Here is a 21,547-nt window from a genome sequence, read left to right as displayed (position 1 = left end):
TTTATAATAGCTTCGGAATGTTATTTAATAATTACCTTTTATCGGTTATCTTGTTTATAATTAGTGTTTTAATCAATTTTTTCCTAATTTTAGTTTTTGCCAGAAAAACAACAGTTCATTGTGTTCTGGAATATTGATTTATAGGTTAAATTTTTAAGTAATAATTCTAACACTATTTTTCTATGTCTGATCTTTCCCAATCACATCGCGTTCTTTTTTTCAATACGTTAGCATTTATAATTTGTTTTGCTTGCTGGACGTTAAACGGAGTTTTAGTAACTTTTTTAAATGACAGAGGTATTTTTGAATGGAGTGTCGTCGAGATTGGTTGGTTGCTCGGAATCCCAGTTTTAACAGGTTCGGTAATGCGATTGCCAATGGGGATTTTGACCGATAAATTTGGAGGAAAACCTGTTTTTTCGTGTTTATTGATTTTAAGTTCTATTCCGTTGTTTTTACTTCCATTTGCTTACAATTTTTGGACGTTTGCGATTTTGAGTTTTCTCTTCGGAATGGTGGGAACCAGTTTTGCAGTCGGAGTTGGATACACTTCATTATTTTATCCAAAAGAATGGCAGGGAACAGCATTAGGGATTTTCGGAATGGGAAATTCGGGGGCTGCGTTAACCACTTTTTTAGCACCGTCATTATTGACTAAATTTTCAGAAAGTGATCCCGAAAACGGCTGGAAATGGCTTCCAGTTATCTACGCTAGTGTTTTGTTGGCAATGGGAATTGTCTTTCTAATTTTTACAAAAAATAAAAAAATTGAAGCCGCTCCAAAAACTTTAAAGCAAGTTTTCAAACCATTAAAAAGTGTCAGAGTTTGGCGCTTTGGGTTATATTATTTTCTTGTTTTTGGTTCATTTGTGACTTTCTCACAATGGTTGTTGCCTAATTTCTTGAATGTATATCATACGACTTTGGTTATGGGTGGAATTTTCGCTGCCATATTCAGTTTGCCTTCAGGAGTAATTAGAGCTTATGGCGGATTTTTATCAGATCGATTCGGTGCGAGAAAAGTTATGTATTGGGTTTTAAGTTCTTCGGTTGTTTTAAGTTTTTTATTGATGTTTCCTAAAATGGATATCACGACATCGGGCTCTGGAATTACTGCTGTAAAAGCGGGAACAGTTACAGAAGTTTCATCAGATAAAGTTGTGATTGGGGATAAAACCTATCCGATAACACAAGAAGATAAAAATGCCCAACACAGCAAATTTCTTCCTTCAAAAACTTCATGGCAAGAAGTGGTTGTAAAACAAAATCAAGAAGTTCAAAAGAAAGATTTATTGGCCGAAGGAATTACGCAAATTCATTTTGAAGCCAATATGTGGATTTACTTGGTTTTAGTTATTCTGATTGGTTCTGCGTGGGGAATTGGTTCTGCCGCAGTTTATAAACACATCCCAGATTATTTCCCGAATGAAGTTGGAGTAGTGGGCGGAATGGTTGGTGCGCTTGGAGGTCTTGGTGGATTTTTTGGCCCGATTATTTTTGGTTATCTCTTGACTTCAACTGGTTTCTGGACCAGTTCGTGGATGTTCATTTTAGCCGTTTCGCTAATTTGCTTAATCTGGATGCATCGCGTTGTGGTGAATTTGATGAAAGAGAAATCGCCAGAATATGCAAAAGATATGGATCGAAAACATTAAAAAAATCGCTTTTAAACACATAGAGGCATAGGTTTTTAAACCAAAAAAATGCCAGAAAGTAAAATATAGTTTGCAAATAGTTTACTATGTGTATTGCAATAAGTGAAACGCCTTCTTTAGTTTTAAAAGCTATGTTTCTATGTGTTAGAGCAATTTTTATTAAGAACCACGCTTTAAATTCAATTTAAGATGAAAAATAAAACGTTTAATACTAAAGCTTTGCTGGTCGCTACAGCGGTTTCGATACTTACGATTGTACTTGTATTTTACGGCTCAAGAAAATTGCAAAACTTTGATGCGGCATTGATTACCTATTTATTCGGAACTGTTTTTGCTTTTTTCGGAATAGTTTATCGCTACACAGTTTGGTTGCAAAGACCACCAACATGGATGTATTTTAAAAGAAGCATGCAATTGCTTTTTAGCGGAAAAGTATTTTCACATTTATGGTTTTTAGGAAAAGAATCGGTACAGAATATTGTAGTTCAAAGATTCATTTATCCGAGAAGCAAATGGCGCTGGTTTGCACATTTTTGTATTGCAATTGGATGTTTGTCGGCTTTTGCCATAACCATTCCGCTTACTTTTGGATGGATTCACTTTACTTTGGCACCAAATTCCATTTCGATTTACGAAGCGCATTTCTTCGGCTTCACTATAATGGATTTTAAAATTGATTCGTTTTTAGCGTTCTTGACTTTCCATGCTTTAAACTGGTCATCATGGCTCGTAATCATTGGTTCGGTTTATTATTTAAGAAGAAGATTAACAAATCCCGGATTGATTGCTACACAAACATTTGAAGGCGATTTGTTGCCGCTTATTTTGCTGATTGCGATTTCAGTAACAGGATTATGTCTGACGTATTCGTATCAATTCATGAAAGGTTTTGCGTATGATTTTCTTGCCGTAATTCACGCCGTAACCGTAATCATGTTTTTGATTTGGATTCCGTTTGGAAAATTCTTCCATATCATTCAGCGTCCGGCACAAATTGGCGCACATATTTACAAAAAAGAAGGAATCAAAAAAGGAATGGCTGTCTGCCCGCATACAGGAGAAGAATTCGCCACTCAATTGCATATCGACGATTTAAAAATTGTAACTGAAAAACTAGGTTTCGATTTCACCCATGAAGATGGAACGTCACATTTAGATTTAAGCCCTGAAGGAAAAAGATCACGCTTAGCACAAGCACATTTAAAAGCCCGATTAGAAGGCGGTAATTTATTTGGATAATATTTTAGTTAAAAAGTTTCAGGTTTCAGGTTTCAAGTTGTGAATAGGAACGTCAAAAAAAACTAGTTTCAAGTTTTAGGTTTCAAGTTTCACGTTCGCGTGGCAACTTGAAACCTGAAACTTGAAACAAAAACAACAAAAAAAATGGCAAAACTACCCGTATCATTAGAGAAAATCATAGACGTATTCGGCCCACATAAAAACTACGCGCCCGTTGACGGTTACGAAGGAAGAGACGAACCAGATGAGGTTGTAAAAACGCATTGTTGTTTCTGCGGCATGCAATGTGGCATTCAATTAATGGTGAAAGAAAATAAAGTGGTTGGTTTTGAGCCATGGATGGAATTTCCTTTTAACGAAGGTCGTTTGTGCCCAAAAGGAGTACAGCGTTATTTGCAAAACAATCATCCAGACAGACTTTTGCATCCAATTCAAAGAGTGGAAGGAAAAGGCTTTGAAAAAATTTCCTGGGATAATGCGATGGATAAAACCATTTCTGAAATAAAACGAATTCAGGAGAAATACGGAAAGCATGCATTTTCAATGTTATCTGGAGTTTCGCTTACGAATGAAAAAAGTTATTTGGTTGGAAAATTTGCACGTGTTGCATTAAAAACAAGAAATCTGGATTATAACGGAAGACTTTGTATGGTGAGCGCGGGAGCCGGAAATAAAAAAGCTTTTGGTTTAGACCGAGCTTCAAACAATTATTCTGATTTAGAATATGCCGAAGTAATTATTGTTACTGGAGCAAACATCAGCGAAACTTTCCCAACGCTGACACATTGGATTTGGAAAGCTCGTGATCGAGGTGCAAAATTGATTGTGATTGATCCAAGAATGATTCCGCTTGCGCGAACGGCCGATATTCATCTCGATGTAAGACCCGGAACAGATTCTGCTTTATATGGTGCAATGTTAAAATATCTCGTTGACCACGATATGCTCGATCATGATTTTATTGATAATTACACTTCAGGATTTCAGGAAACGATTGATACCGTAAAAGACTATACCTTAGAATGGGCAGAAGAAGTGACCGGAATTGATAAAAATAAAATAAAAGCGGCAGCCGAATTATGGGGAAAGGCAAAAACAAGTTTTTTATTGCACGCGCGAGGCATCGAACATCATTCAAAAGGTGTTGATAATGTTTTGGGCTGTATTAATCTGGTTTTAGCAACCGGAAGAATTGGAAGACCATATTGTGGCTACGGAACCATTACTGGACAAGGAAATGGTCAAGGAGGAAGGGAACATGGACATAAATGTGATCAATTGCCAGGAAATAGAGATATCGAAAATCCAGAACATCGCAAATATATTTCTGAAGTTTGGGGAATTAAGGAAGAGGATTTGCCTCATAAAGGATTAACAGCCTATGAAATAATTGAAGCCATTCATAGAGACGAAATAAAAGGCTTGATTTCGATTTGTTTCAATCCATTGGTTTCGCTTCCAAACAATAATTATGTACGTGCCGCTTTAGAAAAATTAGAGTTTTACGTCTGTATCGATTTCTTTTTAAATGAAACCGCAAGACATGCTGATATTGTTTTGGCAGGATCTTTACAAGAAGAAGAGGAAGGAACAACAACTTCGGCAGAAGGTCGCGTAATTCGCATCAGGCAGGCAGTTACGCCTCCGGGTGAAGCTAGAACCGATACTTCGATATTATTGGAAATTGCCAAAAGATTAGGCGAAGAAGATAAATTCACGTACAATAACAGCGAAGAAATTTTCAACGAATTACGTGTGGCTTCAAAAGGAGGGACAGCAGATTATTTCGGAATTACCTATAAAAAAGTCGAAGAAAATATGGGTGTTTTTTGGCCTTGCCCAACAGAAGATCATCCGGGAACACCAAGATTATGGGAAGATAAAAAGTTTAAAACACCAGACGGAAAAGCGCATTTTAATCCAGCGCCATATAAACTTCCAGGCGAAGTTACAGATGATGAATATCCAATTACTTTGACAACCGGACGCGTAGTTTCACAATATTTAAGCGGAACACAAACACGAAGAATTGGGAAATTAGTAGATCAATTTCCAGAACCAATGGTTGAGGTACATCCCGAAATGGCTGCGAAATACAACATCAAACAACGTGAATTAGTTCGAGTGGTAACGCGTAGAGGAGAAGGAATTTTTCCTGCCAATATTGTAGAAACCATTAGAAAAGATACTGTTTTTATTCCGTATCACTGGCCGGGACATAAATCGGCTAATCAATTGACACCGGGAACTTTGGACCCAATTTCTAAAATTCCGGAGTTCAAAGTCTGCGCTTGTCAATTATTTCCGCAGGGAACTATTGCACCACCGTCTAAAGAATCTGAAGCTTATGCAAGTGTTTAATCTATAAAAACGAAATTATGAATTTAACTAATTTTAATACGAACGAAGAATTTTTTGTAGATATGCAACGCTGCATTGGCTGTAAAGCATGTGAAATGGCTTGCGCCGAATGTGAAACAAACGGCCAGCAAACTTTAATCAGCGTGAATTATGTAGATCGTGCATCGACAATTCAAACCACTGTTCAGGTTTGCATGCATTGCGAAGATCCGGTTTGTGCGAATGTTTGTCCGGCAGATGCAATTTCGCAGGATGAATTCGGGATTGTTCACACTGCAAGTACAGAAAGATGTATTGGCTGTTCGAATTGTGTTATGGCTTGTCCTTTTGGAGTTCCGAAGAAAAATGAAGATTATGATTTGATGATGAAATGCAATATGTGCTATGACCGAACAAGCGTGGGTAAAAAGCCAATGTGCGCAACAGTTTGTCCAAGTGGCGCTTTGTTTTTTGGAACCAGAGAACAAATTGAAGAAATGAGACCGAATAGCACTCCAGTCAACAATTTCATTTTTGGACAAGAAAAAGTAACCACAAAAGTCAATATCATGATGCCAAAAGGCAGTACAGAATTAAGAATCTATTAAATTCGGATCATGTCAAAAGAAGATAATTTAAATAAAAACTGGAAAAAAGATTTTCCAATCAAAAAGCAGGAATCGACTCAAGTCAGTCGGCGTGATTTTGCTAAATTCTTGACGTTTGTTTCTGGCGGTTTAATGATTGGAAGCGGTTTTGTAACGGCAAAAGCTTTTTTACTGCCAAAAGAAGAAGTTCAAGGTGAACATTTTATCTGCAATAAAGAAGATGTTCCTGTTGGCGGAACGCGAGGTTTTGTTTTGGAAGGAAGTACAATTCCGTATATTTTAATCCATCTTGAGAACGGCGAATTTAGAGCTTACGAACAAAAATGTACCCATCTTTCCTGTTCTGTATTTTACAAACCCGGAACCGGAATTATATTTTGTCCTTGCCACGAAGGTTCATTTGATGCTATGACGGGTGATGTAATTGCTGGACCTCCACCGAGAGCTTTACCGCAATTGGAAGTGTTTTTTAAAGAAAATGCTGTTTTTGTAAAAGCGCTGATTGAGAAAAAAGAAAGCTAATTTAAATTTTGAATTATGAGTACCTTTAGAAGAAGTCAGAACAGAGTAAATCCTAATAAACTGAACAACATACTTTCAACATTGATATTTATTCTTATTTTAAATGTCAGTATTCAAATTTGGCTTTTGTATGCCTCATTAAATAATGCATTAGACAACAATAAAGAAATTTTAATTCCGGCTTTTATAGCTTCGGCAATTCTATTTTTTATCGGATTTTCGTGGCTTTATTACCTTCCACAAGGAAATTTTCCAAAGAAGAAAAAATGAAATCCTTAATTTGAAAAAGCAATTTTGATTTTTTCTGAATCTAATTGCATTAATTACGCTAAATTTATATTTTTTTAAAGATTAAGATTTTTAATGATTAAAACTAAGTAAAAGTACTTATATTTGTAATAAGTATTTTTTGCTTTTAATATATATACCAAAATGATCAAAGTTGAAGAAGCCATAGGGATTATCGAAGCAAATAGTACTAAAATGCCCACCAAACGAATTGCGGTTAATAAGGCATTAGGCTATGTTTTGGCTAAAAAAGTGATTTCGCCAATCAATATGCCGCCGTTTCGTCAGTCGGCAATGGATGGATATGCTTTTGCGCACAGCATTCGACATCAATATGATATTGTGGGGATTTCTCAGGCAGGAGATCATTCGGATATAAAATTAAAAGCAACAGAAGCGATTAGAATTTTTACAGGTGCTCATGTTCCCGATCATGCAGATACAGTGGTAATGCAAGAACATGTCATGGCAAATAAAGATTCAATTTTGATTGCCACAATGCCAGAAAAATTAGCAAATGTTCGCCCAATAGGAGAACAAATTCGGAAAGATGAGGTAGTTTTTGAAGCCAATACTTTAATGACACCCGCAGCAATTGGATTTTTGGCTTGTTTGGGAATTACAGAAATTGAAGTTTATAAGAAACCCAAAGTTGCCATTTTAGTTACTGGGAATGAATTAGTTCAACCGGGAGAAAAACTGAAAAAAGGAAAAATATTTGAAAGTAACTCGGCTATGCTTGAAGCAGCACTTCAAACTATCGGAATTAAAAAAACGAAAGTTTATCGCGTAAAAGATAATCTGAAAGCAACTAAAAAATCTTTAAAAGAGATTTTGAAAAAATATGATATTGTTCTGATTTCGGGAGGCATTTCTGTTGGAGATTATGATTTTGTAAAAGAAGCTTTATTGCAAAATGATGTAAAAGAGCTTTTCTACAAAATCAACCAAAAACCGGGAAAACCAATGTTTTTTGGCAAAAAAAATGAAACGTTAGTTTTTGCACTTCCAGGAAATCCGGCTTCGTCACTAACAAATTTTTACATTTATGTGGCACCAGCTATGAAAAACAGAATGGGATTTTTAGAAATTCATAAACCAAAAGTGGTTCGAAAATTAAATTCAGCAATTAAGAACACCACTGGAAAAACATTGTTTTTAAAAGCAAAATACGACGAAACAACTGTTACGGTTTTAGACGGTCAAAGCTCCGCAATGCTAAACACATTTGCCGTTGCAAACAGTTTGCTAATCGTTCCAGAGAATATAGAAAATTATGTAAAAGGACAATCAGTGACATTATTGCCAATTGATTAGACTTTTCTAGAAAATAGAAGAAAGAGTAAAGAATACAATTTTGAGGTTAAAGATGAAAATCGCTGTATAAATAAAAACATATAGCCGGTAAACTTGAAACTTTAAACCTGACCCGAGGCTGAAAGCCGAACAGACGAAGTAAACAAAAAAACAAAAAAACAAAAAATGAATCTCCTAAGTTCCGAAAATATACTATTATTCAGTTTTGCCTTAATTGTAATTGCATTTTTATATTCAAGTGTGGGGCACGGCGGAGCTTCGGGATATTTGGCTTTGATGAGCATTTTTGCTTTTCCGGTTTCAGTGATGAAACCATCGGCTTTATTATTGAATTTGTTTGTTTCGAGTATTTCGTTTTTGTTTTATTATCGAAATAATTATTTCAAGCCAAAGCTCTTTTATCCGTTTGCGATTGCTTCAATTCCGGCGGCGTTTATTGGAGGTTTTGTAACATTAGACAATGCGATTTATAAAATAGTTTTAGGAATTGTATTGGTTTTTGCAGCGCTGCGATTGTTCGGCGTATTTAATTTTAAAGAAAAAGAAGAAGTAAAAATAAACCTTCCGTTTGCCTTAGCAATTGGTTTCGCCATCGGATTATTATCTGGAATGCTGGGAATTGGCGGTGGAATAATCTTAAGTCCAATTCTATTGTTTTTAGGATGGGCTTCGGTTAAGGAATCAGCGGCGATTTCGAGTTTGTTCATTTTTGTGAATTCATTTGCCGGAATGCTAGGATTCTTTTTAGGCGGAAAAACAATCCCGATGGATAGTTTTTATTTAGTTCCGATTGCAGTTATAGGCGGAATGCTAGGCGGATTTTATGGAAGCGGTTCTTTTTCGAACAGAACATTAAAAATGGTTTTAGGAACAGTGATTTTAATGGCAAGCGTTAAATTGATTTTTCCTTGAAATGAGATTTAACCGCAAAGTACGCAAAGGTTTTGTAGCTAAGTGGTTGTATTGAAAACAGCAAAGTTCGCAAAGCTTTGTGTTGATAAAGTTTTGTAGATCCAGCTTTGCGAACTTATTAAAGTTAACGATGCATAAAAGATCTTAGCGCACTTTGCGGTTAAAATTTTTTCGCATTTCAACTTGAAACTTTAAACCTGACCCGAGGTTGAAAGCCGAACTGACGAAATAAACAAAAGAAAAATGGAAACAACAGTATTTATTCTTTGCGGAGGAAAAAGCACCAGAATGCAGTCAGAAAAAGGACTGGTTTTGTTTCAGGAAAAGCCATTTATTGAGCATATTATTCAGGCGATTTTGCCGATTACAAATAATATAAAATTGATTACGGCATCAAAAGAATATGATTATTTGGAATATGAAAAAATTCCAGATTTGATTGCAGAAAAAGGCCCGTTAGGCGGAATTTTCACGGCATTATCACATTCTGAAACCGAATTTAATTTGATATTAAGCTGTGATATTCCGTTGATTTCAACCGAATTATTGCAAGAATTAATTTCAAAACATAATACAGAAGCCGAAATCACGGTTTTTGCTTCTGAAAGCAGATTGCATCCGTTAATCGGAATTTATTCTAAAAAAATATTGCCTGTTATCAAAGGCGCAATTGATAACGACGATTTGAAAATGATGAATTTGTTTGCCAATATTCCGCATCAAATCATCAATATTGAAGAAAGTGAAAACTTTCCTTTAACCAATATTAATTCGGCCGACGAATTAAACGATCTGAATATCAATTTAACTTGAAGATTATGCAAAATTTTAAAACACCAAAATTAACGATTGTAGGTGCAGGTCCAGGTGACGTTGAATTGATTACGCTAAAAGCAATTAAGGCTTTACAAAGTGCCGATGTAGTTTTGTACGATGCGTTAGTAAATGAAGAATTATTAGAATATGCAACAAAGGCAGAAATTGTTTTTGTTGGAAAACGTTTGGGTTGCCACGCTTACACACAAGATCAAATCAACGATTTGATTGTTTCTATGGCAAATCGTTACGCTCATGTGGTTCGATTAAAAGGCGGTGACTCTTTTGTTTTTGGAAGAGGAAGCGAAGAAATAGATTATGCTGTTAAATTTGGTTTAGAAACTGCAGTTGTTCCGGGAATTTCGTCAGCTTTGGGTGTTCCAGCTTCGGCGGGAATTAGTTTGACACAACGTAAAATTGCAGAAAGTTTTTGGGTAATAACAGGAACAACTTCGAATCATGAATTGTCAAAAGATATCCATTTGGCATCAAAATCGGCGGCGACTGTGGTGATTTTGATGGGAATGCATAAATTGGACGAAATCATTTCAATTTATCAAGAAAATAGAACGGATGATTTGCCAATTGCCATTATTCAAAACGGGACTAAAAATTCGGAACAAAAAGTGATTGGAACTATAAACACAATTACTAAATTGGTATCCGAAAAAAATATTTCATCACCGGCAATTATTGTAATTGGCGAAGTGGTGAAAAACGCATCAAAATTGACCGAGTATTTTCAAGAACATTTTGATGATGAATTCATTTTTCAGAATTTAAATTTATAAGAATGATTGAGGTTAAATATTTTGGAGCTGTTGCTGAAAAAACAAAATGCGAATTCGAAAAATTATCTTTTTCAGAAGAATTGTCATTGCAAAAACTTTTGCAGGATTTAAACGAAAAATATGAGTTTGAATCGCTGACTTTCAGTGTTGCAGTAAATCAAAAAATTGTTTCAAAAGCTTCAGATTACACTTTACAGACTGCCGATATTGTGGCTTTGTTGCCACCATTTGCTGGTGGTTAATGTGAAATGAAAAAATATCTTAACACATAGAAACATAGTTTTTTGTGTTGAAAAAAGAGAATAAAAGAAACAAGTTTCACACATAGATAATCTATGTGCATTTAAATGAGTGAAACGCCTTTTTTAATTTGCAAAAAACTATGTTTCTATGTGTTAGAAATTATACCTAACAAGGTAAGAGTAATGAAAGAATCAACACGATATAACCGACAAACCATTCTTCCTGAAATAGGAGCAGAAGGCCAGCTAAAATTATCAAAATCAAAAGTTTTGGTAATTGGAGCAGGAGGTTTGGGTGCGTCAATTTTACCTTATTTGGCTGGCGCTGGAGTTGGCGAAATCGGAATTGTGGATGATGATGTAATTGACGTTTCGAATTTGCATCGTCAAGTTATTTACAAAACTTCAGCTGTTGGAAAATCAAAAGCTGAAGAAGCAAAATTGTTGCTTTCAGATTTGAATCCAGAAATAAAAGTAACTGCTTTTTCGGAGAAATTATCTGGAAAAAATGCCATTTCGTTATTTGAAAAATATGATATCATTGTTGACGCGACAGATAATATTTCGATAAAATATTTAATAAACGATGCTTGTTTGATAACCAATAAACCAATGGTTTACGGATCGATTTTCAGGTTTCAAGGACAAGTTTCGGTTTTCAATTTTCAAAACGGTCCAACATACAGATGTTTATATCCGGATGAAAATTCGAATGCTTTAAATTGTGAAGATGCCGGCGTAGTAGGAGTTTCGGTTGGAATAATTGGAATGCTTCAAGCCAATGAAGTCATTAAAATGATTCTCGGAATTAGAGAAGTTTTAAGCGGAAAAATATTGGTTTATAATATTCTAAAGAACGAACAGCAGAAATATGATTTTGACAAAAGTTCAACTTTAGAATTAACTAAAGAAGATTTTGAAAAAAGATATAATTCAGGTGAAAATCAAATTGAAGAAATAAAGTTTGAGCTTCTTTTGGATGAAATAGAAAATGAGGATATTTTGTTTTTGGATGTTCGAAATGAAGATGAATCTCCAAAAATAAAATTTAAAAACAGCATTCAGATTCCGCTTTTAAATTTAGAAGGCGAAATTAAAAATCTAAATAAAAATCAAGTTATTTACGTCTTCTGTCAATCCGGAATTAGAAGTAAAATTGCTGTTGAATTGCTTCAGAAAAATCAATTTGAAAATGTAAAAAGTATTTTTGGTGGCGCTTTAGCAATGCGAAATTTATTAGAGGAAAAAAAGAATAGCCACGAATTCACGAATTTTATTTTTTAAAATCTATACGCAAAGTATTGGATTAATTCGTGAAATGTGAATTACACAAATTATTGGCGTGATAATTCGTGAATTCGTGGCGGAAAAAAATATAGAAATGAGTAAAAATGTATTTGTAGAAGGACCGATTTCTCCAGAATTTATAGCAGAATCGATCGCTAAACATCAATCCAAACACACAATTGGAGCACACAATATTTTCTTAGGACAAGTTCGTGCTGATGTGATTCATGATAATACAGTCGTGGCAATTGATTATTCAGCTTATAAGGACATGGCAAACGAAGCATTGTATGCGATTCGAGAAAAAGCTTTTGCAAAATTTGATTTGACTTGCATGCACATTTACCACAGTTTGGGCGTTGTAAAAGCAGGCGAAATCTGTTTGTTCGTTTTTGTTTCGGCAACGCGCCGCAAACAAGTTTATGAAGCGACAGAAGCCATTGTAAACTGGATCAAAACCGATGTGCCTATTTTTGGGAAAGAAATGTTTGAAAACGATACCTTCACTTGGAAACAAAATACCTAAGAAATTAAAATGGTAGATATTACGCATAAAATAAGCACTTTAAGAGTCGCAACCGCAACCGCAATTGTCAAAGTCAGCAAACAAGAAACAATTGATGCCGTTGTGAACAATTTAGTGCCTAAAGGAAACGTGTTGGAAATGGCAAAAACGGCAGGGCTGTTTGCGGTTAAAAACACGCATTTGTCTATTCCGGATTGTCACCCGCTTCCAATTGAATTTACTGCTGTAGAATATAATATTGAAGGTTTAGACATTCATATTATTTTCAAAGTAAAAACCGTTTACAAAACTGGGGTTGAGGTTGAAGCCATGCACGGCGCATCGATTGTTGCGCTGACAATGTATGATATGCTGAAACCGATTGATAAAGAAATCGAGATTTCAACCATCAAATTAATTAATAAAGAAGGCGGAAAATCGTCTTTCAAAAATAGATTCCCGAATGTAATTAAAGCTGCAGTTTTCGTTTGTTCTGATTCGATTTTTGCTGGCGATAAGGAAGATCGTTCTGGAAAAACAATTGTTGAAAAATTAGATTCATACGGAGTAGAAACTTCGCATTACGAAATCATTCCAGATGAATTGGATATTATTCAGGAAAAAACTAAGGCTTTCGCCAAGGAAAATCAGTTAGTGATTTTTACGGGTGGAACAGGATTGTCTCCAAGAGATGTCACACCAGAAGCTTTGGAGCCATTGTTAGAAAGCAGAATTCCAGGAATCGAAGAAGCAATACGCAGTTACGGACAACAAAGAATGCCGTATGCCATGCTTTCTAGAAGCGTTGCAGGAACTTTAGGAAAAACGTTAGTTTTGGCTCTTCCGGGCTCAACAAACGGAGTAAGAGAATCGATGGACGCCGTTTTTCCGCATGTAATGCACGTTTTTCATATTTTAAAAGGAAAAAATCATGACAGCCTCTAACACTATTTTGAAGGATGGTTTTGGGCGCAAACACAATTATTTGCGCATTTCGCTGCTGGAAAAATGCAACCTGCGTTGTACGTATTGCATGCCGGCTGACGGAATCGCGTTATCTCCAAAAGCCAGTTTAATGACGGCCGATGAGATTTTTGCTATTGCCCAAACTTTCGTAAAAAATGGTGTTGACAAAATTCGATTAACAGGAGGAGAACCTTTGCTTCGAAAAGATTTTCCGGAAATCGTTTCAAAATTAGCGGCATTAGAGGTTTCACTTTCTATAACTACAAACGGAATCTTAATTGACCGTCATATAGACGTATTAAAGCGATTTAACGTCAAAAAAATCAATTTGAGTTTAGATACGTTGGTTTCTTCAAAATTTCATTCTATAACGCTCAGAAATCAGTTTGAGAAAGTAATTGATAATTTGCATTTGCTTTTAAATAATGATTTTCATGTAAAAGTGAATGTGGTTTTAATGAAAGGTTTCAATGATAACGAAATTGTTGATTTTGTAAAACTGACGCAGTTTCTGCCAATTTCTGTTCGTTTTATCGAGTTTATGCCGTTTGCAGGAAACGAATGGGACAGAAGCAAAATGGTTTCACAGAAAGAGATTTTAGAATTAGTTGAAAACTGTTTTTCATCTGATGAAATTCAAAAACTAGAAGACGAAAAAAACTTCACGTCAAGAAACTACAAAATAAAAGATTTTCAAGGCGATTTCGGAATCATAAGTTCGATTACTAATCCGTTTTGTGACAGTTGCAATCGCATCCGCTTGACGGCTGACGGAAAAATAAAAAATTGCCTTTTCTCCAATTCAGAAACCGATTTATTGACTGCTTTTAGAAATGGAGAATCAATTACAGATTTGATTTCTGAATCTATTCAAAATAAAAAGAAAGTTCGTGCAGGAATGGTTAGCGTTTCTGAAATGGATGATCCTGCGCTTCACTTTGACAATCGCAGTATGATTGCGATTGGCGGATAATCTTTTTTCTTCGTCAGGATGACAAAAATGAGAAACATCTATAAATTGTTAGTGTGGTTGCTTCGTTTCTCGCAATGACTCTTAGTAACAAAAAAAGGCTTAACTAAACGTTAAACCTTTTCTCAATTATTTTTTCTTTTTAGCTTTTGCCTTTTTCTGAGCTTTAGCTTTCTTTTTTGCAATTTTTTTAGCTTTTGCTTTGTCTTTCGCTTTTTTAGCTTTTTCTTTTTTCTTAGCGGCAGCTTTTTGTTTTGCTTTTTTAGCTTTCTCTTTCTTTTTATCTTTTTTGGCTTTTTCTTTCAGTTTTGCTGCTTTCTTTTTAGCCTTATCTTTTTCCTTATCTTTCACCTTTTTAGCTTTTTTATCGTTAGACTTCGTTTTAGCTGTTTCTTCAGCAGTAACTTCTGTTGAAGCTTCTTCTTTTGCTGCCGGTACTGGCTCAATAGCCGCCGGTTTTACTACAGGAGTTAATACTTTTTTTGCTGGAGTTCTTCTTACTGCAGGTTTTACTGTTGCAGTAGGAGCTGGTGTTTTTGCTGCTGGTTTTGCTGGCGCTTTTGTAGCAGTTGTTCTTGCTGCAGCTGGTTTGGCAGTTGTAGCTGGTTTTGCTGTTGTCGAAGCAGCAGGTTTTGCAGTTGTAGTCGTTTTTGGCGCTGCAGGTTTACGAACGGGTGCTTTTGCAGCAGGAGTACTTGCAGGTTTTTCAGCAACTGTTTTTGCGGTTTCTACTGCTGGAGAATCAATTTTCTCAGGTGTAGTTTCTTCTGGTTTGTTTTCCATATAAATGTGCTTTTGGATGAGTTTTTAATAACAATGTAACTAAATTGTTAAGTTTCAGTTAAGTAAAGATAATTATAAAACAAGCTCCCTAATGTTAAGCTTTTCTCTTTTTTTTAAAATTAAATTACTGATGCTTAATTGTTTAGTGTTTTTGCTGAAATTTTAAACTGAAATCTCTTAACAATTCTACATGAAAAAATGGAAGAATTTGCTGTATAATAAAACGGATAAACGAAGAACTTCTGTTGAAAATAGGTGCCCTAGCCCCGATGGGAGGGAAAATCCTTTTGTGTCTCGTTTCTTTAACGAGACACAAAAGATTTGGAAGGACAGCGGGAATAGCTCCTAATAAATATTGAAATCAATTAATTTTTTACCAATTCCAAAATCCTGAAATTACTTTTTGGCGCTTCGCAAAGGGAACAGCAATAGGTTTCAGATAAATCAGTGAATAAAATGCCTTTTGGAATTCCTTGACTTTCATCACCGTATTCTGGATTATAAAGTGTCAAACATTCTTGGCATTGGTAAATGTCGACTTGTGGTTTTTCTTTTTTCTGCGGATTCTCAGCTGTTTCTGATGAAGTATTCCCAAGTTCATTGAAATATTTTCGACTTAGTTCAATTAAAATGGTTGGAAGCTCCAGTTTGTCAATATCCTGTGAATGCACAATGTATTCACGCGTATTCGGATCGAAGTTTTTCGCAAATAATACATTATAAGTATCTCGTATTTTGATGGATTCTAAAGCAGCTGGAAGTTCATTTTTTTCGATGACAATCGATGTGAAATAATGTCCATCGCGATTGTATTCTGAAATTCCGAAATTTAATCCGTAAGTACTGATGTCAAATTGATCAAGCGTACGAACCAAAAACGTTTTTAGATTCAAAGCCCATTCCATTGCAACAGGTAAATGCCAGTTTAATTCCAATAAAGAATGGCGGACGTTGATACCGCGTTTGCCTAAGAATTTTTCCCATTCCAGTTTTCTGTCTTTCGGAATTCCTTTAACGATAAATGATTTCCAAGGTGTAATACAGATTTTCCCGATTTTGCATTCAAAACACAAATCGCACATTTCTTTCAGGAAATCTAAATCGTAAAGATTGTTTCTCCAATATAGTCCCAGCCAGTATTGATCAATTCCCATTCTGTTCATTCCTTCATAATATGGGAATGGATAAAATGGAATATTTAACGGTTTATCAATTGTTCTGTTATTGGTGTCCAAAGCCTCGCTAACCAAAGTGAAAAGCATTTCGATATCGACAGAACCTTCTTCAACGATTTTTTCGATTTCGTAATATATTTTGGCCAAATCCCAGCTGTAAATCAAAACTGGGTAAACTTCCATTTTTTCCCATTTTGGGAGACGAATGTATAAATACCAGTAATCCTCATGTTCTGAAGCGATGAAATTCAAATGTCCAGTGAACAAAGGAACCAATTGCTGTTTTGGATCGGTCAAGTTAACTTTAAGTTTTGGCTGTTCTTTAAATTCTTCTAAAACATATAAAAAACGGTTTCCTGTAAGCCAATTTGTATTTCTGAAAATATCAGTCGAAACATAGGAAGAAACAATATTGTTCCCGCTTTTTTGATCGGGATAAACAAAGTGAAACTTGCCAAAATCTTCTTTGTCAAAATCCTTAAAACCTTTAGGGAAAATAATGTCTTGTCTCGATCCAAACGAAATCGAATCCAAGCCTTGATCCATTGCCATATTCACAATTTCTCGAAGCTCTCCCGGCGAAATAACGCCTCCTTTTACTATTAATCTTGTTAGTTCCATTTTTGTTTAGTTTCAGGTTTTCTTTGTTTCAGGTTTCAGGTTTCACGTTCCAACAACCTGAAACCTGAAACAAAAAAACTATTTACACTTCGCCAATATCTCTTTTACTTCTGTTTTACAGCTTCCGCAACCTAAACCTGCGCCTGTATTTTTGCATAATTCGGTGAAATCGTTAACACCGCTTTTTATCGTTTCCTCGATGTTTCCAGCGCCAACTTGACTGCAAGAACATACCAGTTTTCCTAAAACTGGTTTTGCGCTTGAGCTTCCTCTTAAAAGCGTATTTCGTTTGTCTGATAATTCGATTTTGCTTTCAATCATCGTTTTGAATTCGGCAAACTCGTTTTTATCGCCCATTAAAATGGCACCGACTAAAAGATCGTCTTTTACGATACATTTTTTGTAATAACGTTTTTTCAAATCGGCAAAAACAATTTCTTCGTACGAATCATCATTTTCTGGGATTTCAATATCGCCAATGCTGCAAAGGTTGATATCTTCTAATTTTAGAATATTCATTAAAATTGAACCTTTATAGTAACTACTGATATCACCAGCAAGGAAGTTTGCCAAAATATCCGCTTGTTCTTCGGCGGCAGATGTGATTCCGAAAAGTTTATTATTGAATTCGGCTATTTCTCCAATTGCAAAAATATCTGGATTTGAAGTCTGTAAATACTGATTCACTTTCACACCGCGTCCGCAAGCTAAGCCACTTTCGCGTGCAATTTCGATATTCGGAATAGTTCCAATTGTATAAACAATGGCATTTGCCGTGATGATTTTACCGCTTTTTAGAGCAATTTCGATTTCGTTAGGATTATCAGTTTCGAAAACGGTGCTGACTTCATTATCAAAATAAATTTGAATATCACGAAGCTGTACTTCTTCAGCAAGTAATTTGCTTGAAATTCGGTCTAATTGACGTTCCATCAAACGAGAAGCACGCTGAACGATAGTGGTTTTTACTTTTTTATGTTTTAAAGCGGCCGCCAATTCTAATCCTAATAATCCACCACCAATAATGACAACATGTTGTTCTTCTGGCGGAAGATTGGTGCTATCTAGATGTTTTTTCAAACGATCAGCATCTTCTTTTTTTCTAACCGTAAATCGGCCAGGAAGATGAAGTTGCGCATTTTCTGGAACAAAAGGACGGCTTCCGGTTGCCATAATCAGCGAATCGAAGGAATGTGTGTCGCCTTGACTATCTTTAATCGTTTTTAGTTTTGTGTCTATTTTATCAATAGCAACGCCAGCTTTCATTGTAATTTTCAGTTTGCTGAAAGCTTCACCATCTTTGACTTTTAAAAGTTGTTCCCAACTGAATTCTCCCGTCATGTATTCAGGAAGCAAAACGCGGTTGTAAAACGGATTTACTTCGTTTGAAAAAACAATAATTTCGTCGGTTGTGTTGAATTCACGATAGTTTTGAATGAATCGGAAAGAAGCCGCTCCAGCACCGACAATTGCAATTTTCTGAAATGGTTTTACATATTTTTTAATCGAAACCGTTGTAAACTTGAAATCAGGTTCTTTTGAAATTGGATCAACAACAGTATTCGTTAGATTATTTGTTCTGTTCAAATCATTTTCAAGTTGTTTTCCCCAGTGCATTGGCAAGAAAACAACTTTTTCTTTGATTGAATCTGTGACTTTTGCTTTTACGCGAACTTCTCCATTTTTGCTGGTAACAGTAACAATATCACCATTTTTGATATCGTTTTTATAAGCGTCAATCGGATTTATTTCTAAAACCGGACTTGGAATATGCGTTAATAATCTTGAAACTTTTCCCGTTTTTGTCATTGTATGCCATTGATCGCGAATTCGCCCAGTTGTTAAAATAAAAGGGAATTCGTCATTTGGCTGCACTGATGTATTTTCAATAGAAACCGGAAGATTAAAAATCGCTTTTCCAGAAGGCGTGTAGAATTTTTTATCTGTAAATAACCGTGGCGTTCCTGGATGATTATAATCTGGAACTGGCCATTGAAAAGTGCCTTCACTTTTTAAACGATTATAATTTAAAAATGAAATATCGATGTTGGTGTTTTTGGTAAGTGCGCAATGCTCTTTGTAAACTTCTTCGGCATTGTTGAAATTGAATCCGTTGAAATTCATTTTTTTAGCGAAGCGAATCAAGATTTCGATATCCGGAAGTGCTTCTCCCGGTGCATTGATTCCTTTTGGAAGGTAAGAAATACGACGCTCAGAATTGGTCATCGTTCCTTCTTTTTCCAACCATCCTGCAGCAGGCAATAATAAATCGGCGAATTTGGCTGTATCTGCATTATGCGAAATATCTTGAACAACTACAAATTTGGCATTTTGAAGCGCTTTTTCGGCTCTTCTAGAATCGGGCAAACTCACTAACGGATTTGTGCAAATAATCCAAACCGCTTTCATCTTTCCAGATTCTAAAGCTTCAAACATTTCTGTTGCTGTTAAACCGGGTTTATCTGAAATTTCGTCGACTCCCCAAAAGTCGGCTACTTCTTTTCGATGCGTAGGATTAGCAATGTCTTTGTGCGCTGCCAAAAGTGTCGCCATTCCTCCAACTTCGCGTCCGCCCATTGCGTTCGGCTGACCTGTTAATGAAAATGGTCCAGAACCCGGTTTTCCAACTTGTCCCGTTAATAAAGATAAATTCAGCAGTGCTGTGTTTTTATCCACACCAACCGCACTTTGATTCAATCCCATTGCCCAAAGCGAAATAAAACCTTTTGCTTTTCCTATAATATCAGCAGCAAGTTTAATGTCGTTAACAGAGATGCCACAAAGTTTGGAAGCTTTTTCAAGGGAAGTTCCTAAGACTAAATCTTTATATTCTTTGAAATTTTCAGCGTGATTTTTAACGAAATCATGATCGACATAACCTTTTTCGATGATACGTCTAGCAATGGCATGATATAAAATAATGTCTGAACCCGGAATAATTTGTAAATGTAAATCGGAGAAAACAGCGGTATCTGTTCGTCTTGGATCGATGCAAATTATTTTGGTTTTCGGATTTTTCTCTTTGTGTTTTTCTAATCTTCTGAAAAGAATAGGGTGACACCACGCCGGATTTGCTCCTGTAATCAGAAATGTATCTGCTAATTCAATGTCATCGTAAGCAATCGGAACAGAATCTTCTCCGAAAGTTTTTTTGTAACCCACAACTGCAGAACTCATGCAAAGTCTGGAATTGGTGTCGATATTATTAGTTTTCAAAAAACCTTTTACAAGCTTGTTAACTAAATAATATTCCTCAGTCAAACATTGTCCAGAAATATAAAATCCAACGCTGTCTGGTCCGTGCTTTTTTATGATTGAAGAAAAAACAGCCGCAGCACGATCAAGAGCGGTATCCCAGCTTACGCGTTCCAACGGATAGGATTTGCTTCCGCGCATTTCTGGATATAAAATTCGGTCTGAAGTATCGTTTACTACGTAATGCAGGTTCATTCCTTTAGAACACAACATTCCTTTGTTTACAGAATGATCTTTGTCGCCTTCTACCATTACGCCGTTTTTGGCATCGTTGGTTACGATTATGCCGCAGCCAACGCCGCAGTAGGAACAGGTAGTTTTGATCTTCGTAGTTTGCATTTAGTGTTCTATTTAGAGGTACTACTTTTATTGAATGGTCTTACTTTAAGAAAAGTACTTATGCAAAAATAAGTATTTTTACGTATTAATACTTAATTTTTGAATTTATTTTTTTATTTTTGATGAAAATAAATGAGGAACAACAAATTAGTTTTTAATCTGCTAAAAATTAGAACTCATGAAAGAAGAACAAGCAGTATGTTATTCCTGTACAAATGAGAATTGTTTCATCAAGAAACACTTGCATTTAGAGCAGATGGCTAATTACATTTCTAAAAAACAAAATATAATCTGTAAAAAGTCGGATCAGTTTATTACCGAAGGTGCGCCTTTGCAAGGACTTTATTTTATTTGCAAGGGAAAAGCCAAAACGGTAAAAACAGGAATTAACGGTCGGGAACAGATTGTTCGTTTAACTACGAATGGGGACATTATAGGTTTCCGCGGTTTCGGAACGAGCAAACGTTATTTGATTGGTGCTTATGCGCTGGAAGATACTGTTTTGTGTAATTTCAGCAACGAAACGATGCAGGAAATTTTAATGCACGTTCCCGAATTTACGTATGCTCTAATGTTATTTTATGCCGAAGAATTGAATAAAAGCGAAAATAATATCCGAAAAATTGCGCACATGAATGTTCGCGAACGCGTGATTGATTTGCTGCTTTATATTCATCGCAAATTCGGACAAACGAATGGTTTGATTGATATTGAGCTTTCGCGAAAGGAAATCGCAGATTTTGCAGGAACTACTGAGGAACAGGCGATTCGTATTTTATCAAGTCTCAAAAAAGAAGCTTTGATTAAAACAGAAGGAAAGCGTGTTGGGATTTTAGAAGTTTCAGCGCTTCGATCTGAGATTATGGAGCATAAATATTTTTGATTTAGGGGCAAAGATTCAAAGGTTTTGCACGTC

The 21,547-nt window shown here is 35.6% G+C and carries 19 protein-coding genes; 16 read left to right on the top strand and 3 right to left on the bottom strand.

Annotation, left to right across the window (positions count from 1 at the left end; genetic code table 11):
• Window positions 1-182: 182 nt before the first annotated feature.
• The 15 genes from AAYQ19_RS06775 (at window position 183) to moaA (ending at window position 14,461) form a co-directional block, all read left to right on the top strand.
• Complete coding sequence (locus AAYQ19_RS06775; protein WP_343535251.1) at window positions 183-1,655, top strand: MFS transporter; 1,473 nt, start codon at window positions 183-185, stop codon at window positions 1,653-1,655.
• Between the two features lie 189 nt (window positions 1,656-1,844).
• Entirely contained in the window at window positions 1,845-2,894 is a 1,050-nt protein-coding gene (locus AAYQ19_RS06770; protein ID WP_343535249.1) for an MFS transporter, read from the top strand.
• Window positions 2,895-3,038: 144 nt separating this feature from the next.
• Window positions 3,039-5,255, top strand: coding sequence for a molybdopterin oxidoreductase family protein (locus tag AAYQ19_RS06765; protein WP_343535247.1), 2,217 nt, complete (start codon window positions 3,039-3,041; stop codon window positions 5,253-5,255).
• Between the two features lie 17 nt (window positions 5,256-5,272).
• Complete coding sequence (locus AAYQ19_RS06760; protein ID WP_343535245.1) at window positions 5,273-5,842, top strand: 4Fe-4S dicluster domain-containing protein; 570 nt, start codon at window positions 5,273-5,275, stop codon at window positions 5,840-5,842.
• A gap of 9 nt (window positions 5,843-5,851) precedes the next feature.
• Window positions 5,852-6,364 (top strand): QcrA and Rieske domain-containing protein, encoded by a 513-nt coding sequence (locus tag AAYQ19_RS06755; RefSeq protein WP_343535243.1) that lies wholly within the window; start codon window positions 5,852-5,854, stop codon window positions 6,362-6,364.
• A gap of 15 nt (window positions 6,365-6,379) precedes the next feature.
• Window positions 6,380-6,634 carry a DUF6755 family protein gene (locus AAYQ19_RS06750; protein ID WP_343535241.1) on the top strand — a complete coding sequence of 85 codons (255 nt, stop codon included), beginning with the start codon at window positions 6,380-6,382 and terminating at the stop codon, window positions 6,632-6,634.
• Window positions 6,635-6,796: 162 nt separating this feature from the next.
• Entirely contained in the window at window positions 6,797-7,969 is a 1,173-nt protein-coding gene (locus tag AAYQ19_RS06745) for a molybdopterin molybdotransferase MoeA (protein WP_343535239.1), read from the top strand.
• A 165-nt stretch (window positions 7,970-8,134) separates the two neighbouring features.
• The gene (locus tag AAYQ19_RS06740; RefSeq protein ID WP_343535237.1) at window positions 8,135-8,881 is read left to right on the top strand and encodes a sulfite exporter TauE/SafE family protein; all 747 of its coding nucleotides are present in this window, start codon (window positions 8,135-8,137) and stop codon (window positions 8,879-8,881) included.
• Between the two features lie 243 nt (window positions 8,882-9,124).
• Complete coding sequence (locus AAYQ19_RS06735; RefSeq protein WP_343535235.1) at window positions 9,125-9,694, top strand: molybdenum cofactor guanylyltransferase; 570 nt, start codon at window positions 9,125-9,127, stop codon at window positions 9,692-9,694.
• A 5-nt stretch (window positions 9,695-9,699) separates the two neighbouring features.
• Complete coding sequence (gene cobA, locus AAYQ19_RS06730) at window positions 9,700-10,488, top strand: uroporphyrinogen-III C-methyltransferase (RefSeq protein WP_343535233.1); 789 nt, start codon at window positions 9,700-9,702, stop codon at window positions 10,486-10,488.
• Between the two features lie 2 nt (window positions 10,489-10,490).
• On the top strand, window positions 10,491-10,730 hold the full coding sequence (locus AAYQ19_RS06725; protein ID WP_343535231.1) for a MoaD/ThiS family protein: 240 nt from the start codon (window positions 10,491-10,493) through the stop codon (window positions 10,728-10,730).
• Between the two features lie 183 nt (window positions 10,731-10,913).
• The gene (locus tag AAYQ19_RS06720) at window positions 10,914-12,014 is read left to right on the top strand and encodes a ThiF family adenylyltransferase (protein ID WP_343535229.1); all 1,101 of its coding nucleotides are present in this window, start codon (window positions 10,914-10,916) and stop codon (window positions 12,012-12,014) included.
• A gap of 97 nt (window positions 12,015-12,111) precedes the next feature.
• Entirely contained in the window at window positions 12,112-12,543 is a 432-nt protein-coding gene (locus AAYQ19_RS06715) for a molybdenum cofactor biosynthesis protein MoaE (protein WP_066034044.1), read from the top strand.
• A gap of 9 nt (window positions 12,544-12,552) precedes the next feature.
• The gene (moaCB, locus tag AAYQ19_RS06710; protein ID WP_343535202.1) at window positions 12,553-13,467 is read left to right on the top strand and encodes a bifunctional molybdenum cofactor biosynthesis protein MoaC/MoaB; all 915 of its coding nucleotides are present in this window, start codon (window positions 12,553-12,555) and stop codon (window positions 13,465-13,467) included.
• Window positions 13,454-14,461 carry a GTP 3',8-cyclase MoaA gene (gene moaA / locus AAYQ19_RS06705; RefSeq protein ID WP_343535200.1) on the top strand — a complete coding sequence of 336 codons (1,008 nt, stop codon included), beginning with the start codon at window positions 13,454-13,456 and terminating at the stop codon, window positions 14,459-14,461. The genes moaCB and moaA overlap by 14 nt, the downstream gene beginning before the upstream one ends.
• Before the next feature lie 126 nt (window positions 14,462-14,587).
• Here the strand turns inward: moaA and AAYQ19_RS06700 are convergent, their stop codons facing one another.
• The 3 genes from AAYQ19_RS06700 to AAYQ19_RS06690 form a co-directional block, all read right to left on the bottom strand.
• A complete protein-coding gene (locus AAYQ19_RS06700; protein WP_343535198.1) occupies window positions 14,588-15,241 on the bottom strand; it encodes a hypothetical protein in 654 nt (217 codons plus the stop codon).
• Between the two features lie 365 nt (window positions 15,242-15,606).
• Complete coding sequence (locus AAYQ19_RS06695; protein WP_343535196.1) at window positions 15,607-17,037, bottom strand: rubredoxin; 1,431 nt, start codon at window positions 17,035-17,037, stop codon at window positions 15,607-15,609.
• A 78-nt stretch (window positions 17,038-17,115) separates the two neighbouring features.
• Window positions 17,116-20,631 carry a molybdopterin-dependent oxidoreductase gene (locus tag AAYQ19_RS06690; protein ID WP_343535194.1) on the bottom strand — a complete coding sequence of 1,172 codons (3,516 nt, stop codon included), beginning with the start codon at window positions 20,629-20,631 and terminating at the stop codon, window positions 17,116-17,118.
• Between the two features lie 178 nt (window positions 20,632-20,809).
• Here AAYQ19_RS06690 and AAYQ19_RS06685 point away from each other — a divergent pair, with 178 nt between their 5' ends.
• Window positions 20,810-21,514, top strand: a complete 705-nt coding sequence (locus AAYQ19_RS06685) for a Crp/Fnr family transcriptional regulator (RefSeq protein ID WP_343535192.1) — start codon at window positions 20,810-20,812, stop codon at window positions 21,512-21,514.
• Window positions 21,515-21,547 lie beyond the last annotated feature (33 nt).

The organism is Flavobacterium mesophilum, from assembly GCF_039581405.1.
Taxonomy (GTDB): domain Bacteria; phylum Bacteroidota; class Bacteroidia; order Flavobacteriales; family Flavobacteriaceae; genus Flavobacterium.
This window is presented reverse-complemented; position numbering and strand designations above follow the sequence as displayed.

What these genes read in the sequence shown, in the direction of transcription:
- AAYQ19_RS06770 (WP_343535249.1), top strand. Translation starts at nt 1,845, where the DNA reads ATGAAAAATAAAACGTTTAATACTAAAGCTTTGCTGGTCGCTACAGCG.
- AAYQ19_RS06755 (WP_343535243.1), top strand. Translation starts at nt 5,852, where the DNA reads ATGTCAAAAGAAGATAATTTAAATAAAAACTGGAAAAAAGATTTTCCA.
- AAYQ19_RS06745 (WP_343535239.1), top strand. Translation starts at nt 6,797, where the DNA reads ATGATCAAAGTTGAAGAAGCCATAGGGATTATCGAAGCAAATAGTACT.
- AAYQ19_RS06725 (WP_343535231.1), top strand. Translation starts at nt 10,491, where the DNA reads ATGATTGAGGTTAAATATTTTGGAGCTGTTGCTGAAAAAACAAAATGC.
- cobA (WP_343535233.1), top strand. Translation starts at nt 9,700, where the DNA reads ATGCAAAATTTTAAAACACCAAAATTAACGATTGTAGGTGCAGGTCCA.
- AAYQ19_RS06750 (WP_343535241.1), top strand. Translation starts at nt 6,380, where the DNA reads ATGAGTACCTTTAGAAGAAGTCAGAACAGAGTAAATCCTAATAAACTG.
- AAYQ19_RS06740 (WP_343535237.1), top strand. Translation starts at nt 8,135, where the DNA reads ATGAATCTCCTAAGTTCCGAAAATATACTATTATTCAGTTTTGCCTTA.
- AAYQ19_RS06760 (WP_343535245.1), top strand. Translation starts at nt 5,273, where the DNA reads ATGAATTTAACTAATTTTAATACGAACGAAGAATTTTTTGTAGATATG.
- AAYQ19_RS06775 (WP_343535251.1), top strand. Translation starts at nt 183, where the DNA reads ATGTCTGATCTTTCCCAATCACATCGCGTTCTTTTTTTCAATACGTTA.
- AAYQ19_RS06695 (WP_343535196.1), bottom strand. Translation starts at nt 17,037, where the DNA reads ATGGAACTAACAAGATTAATAGTAAAAGGAGGCGTTATTTCGCCGGGA.
- AAYQ19_RS06685 (WP_343535192.1), top strand. Translation starts at nt 20,810, where the DNA reads ATGAAAGAAGAACAAGCAGTATGTTATTCCTGTACAAATGAGAATTGT.
- moaA (WP_343535200.1), top strand. Translation starts at nt 13,454, where the DNA reads ATGACAGCCTCTAACACTATTTTGAAGGATGGTTTTGGGCGCAAACAC.
- AAYQ19_RS06690 (WP_343535194.1), bottom strand. Translation starts at nt 20,631, where the DNA reads ATGCAAACTACGAAGATCAAAACTACCTGTTCCTACTGCGGCGTTGGC.
- AAYQ19_RS06765 (WP_343535247.1), top strand. Translation starts at nt 3,039, where the DNA reads ATGGCAAAACTACCCGTATCATTAGAGAAAATCATAGACGTATTCGGC.
- AAYQ19_RS06735 (WP_343535235.1), top strand. Translation starts at nt 9,125, where the DNA reads ATGGAAACAACAGTATTTATTCTTTGCGGAGGAAAAAGCACCAGAATG.
- AAYQ19_RS06720 (WP_343535229.1), top strand. Translation starts at nt 10,914, where the DNA reads ATGAAAGAATCAACACGATATAACCGACAAACCATTCTTCCTGAAATA.
- AAYQ19_RS06700 (WP_343535198.1), bottom strand. Translation starts at nt 15,241, where the DNA reads ATGGAAAACAAACCAGAAGAAACTACACCTGAGAAAATTGATTCTCCA.
- moaCB (WP_343535202.1), top strand. Translation starts at nt 12,553, where the DNA reads ATGGTAGATATTACGCATAAAATAAGCACTTTAAGAGTCGCAACCGCA.
- AAYQ19_RS06715 (WP_066034044.1), top strand. Translation starts at nt 12,112, where the DNA reads ATGAGTAAAAATGTATTTGTAGAAGGACCGATTTCTCCAGAATTTATA.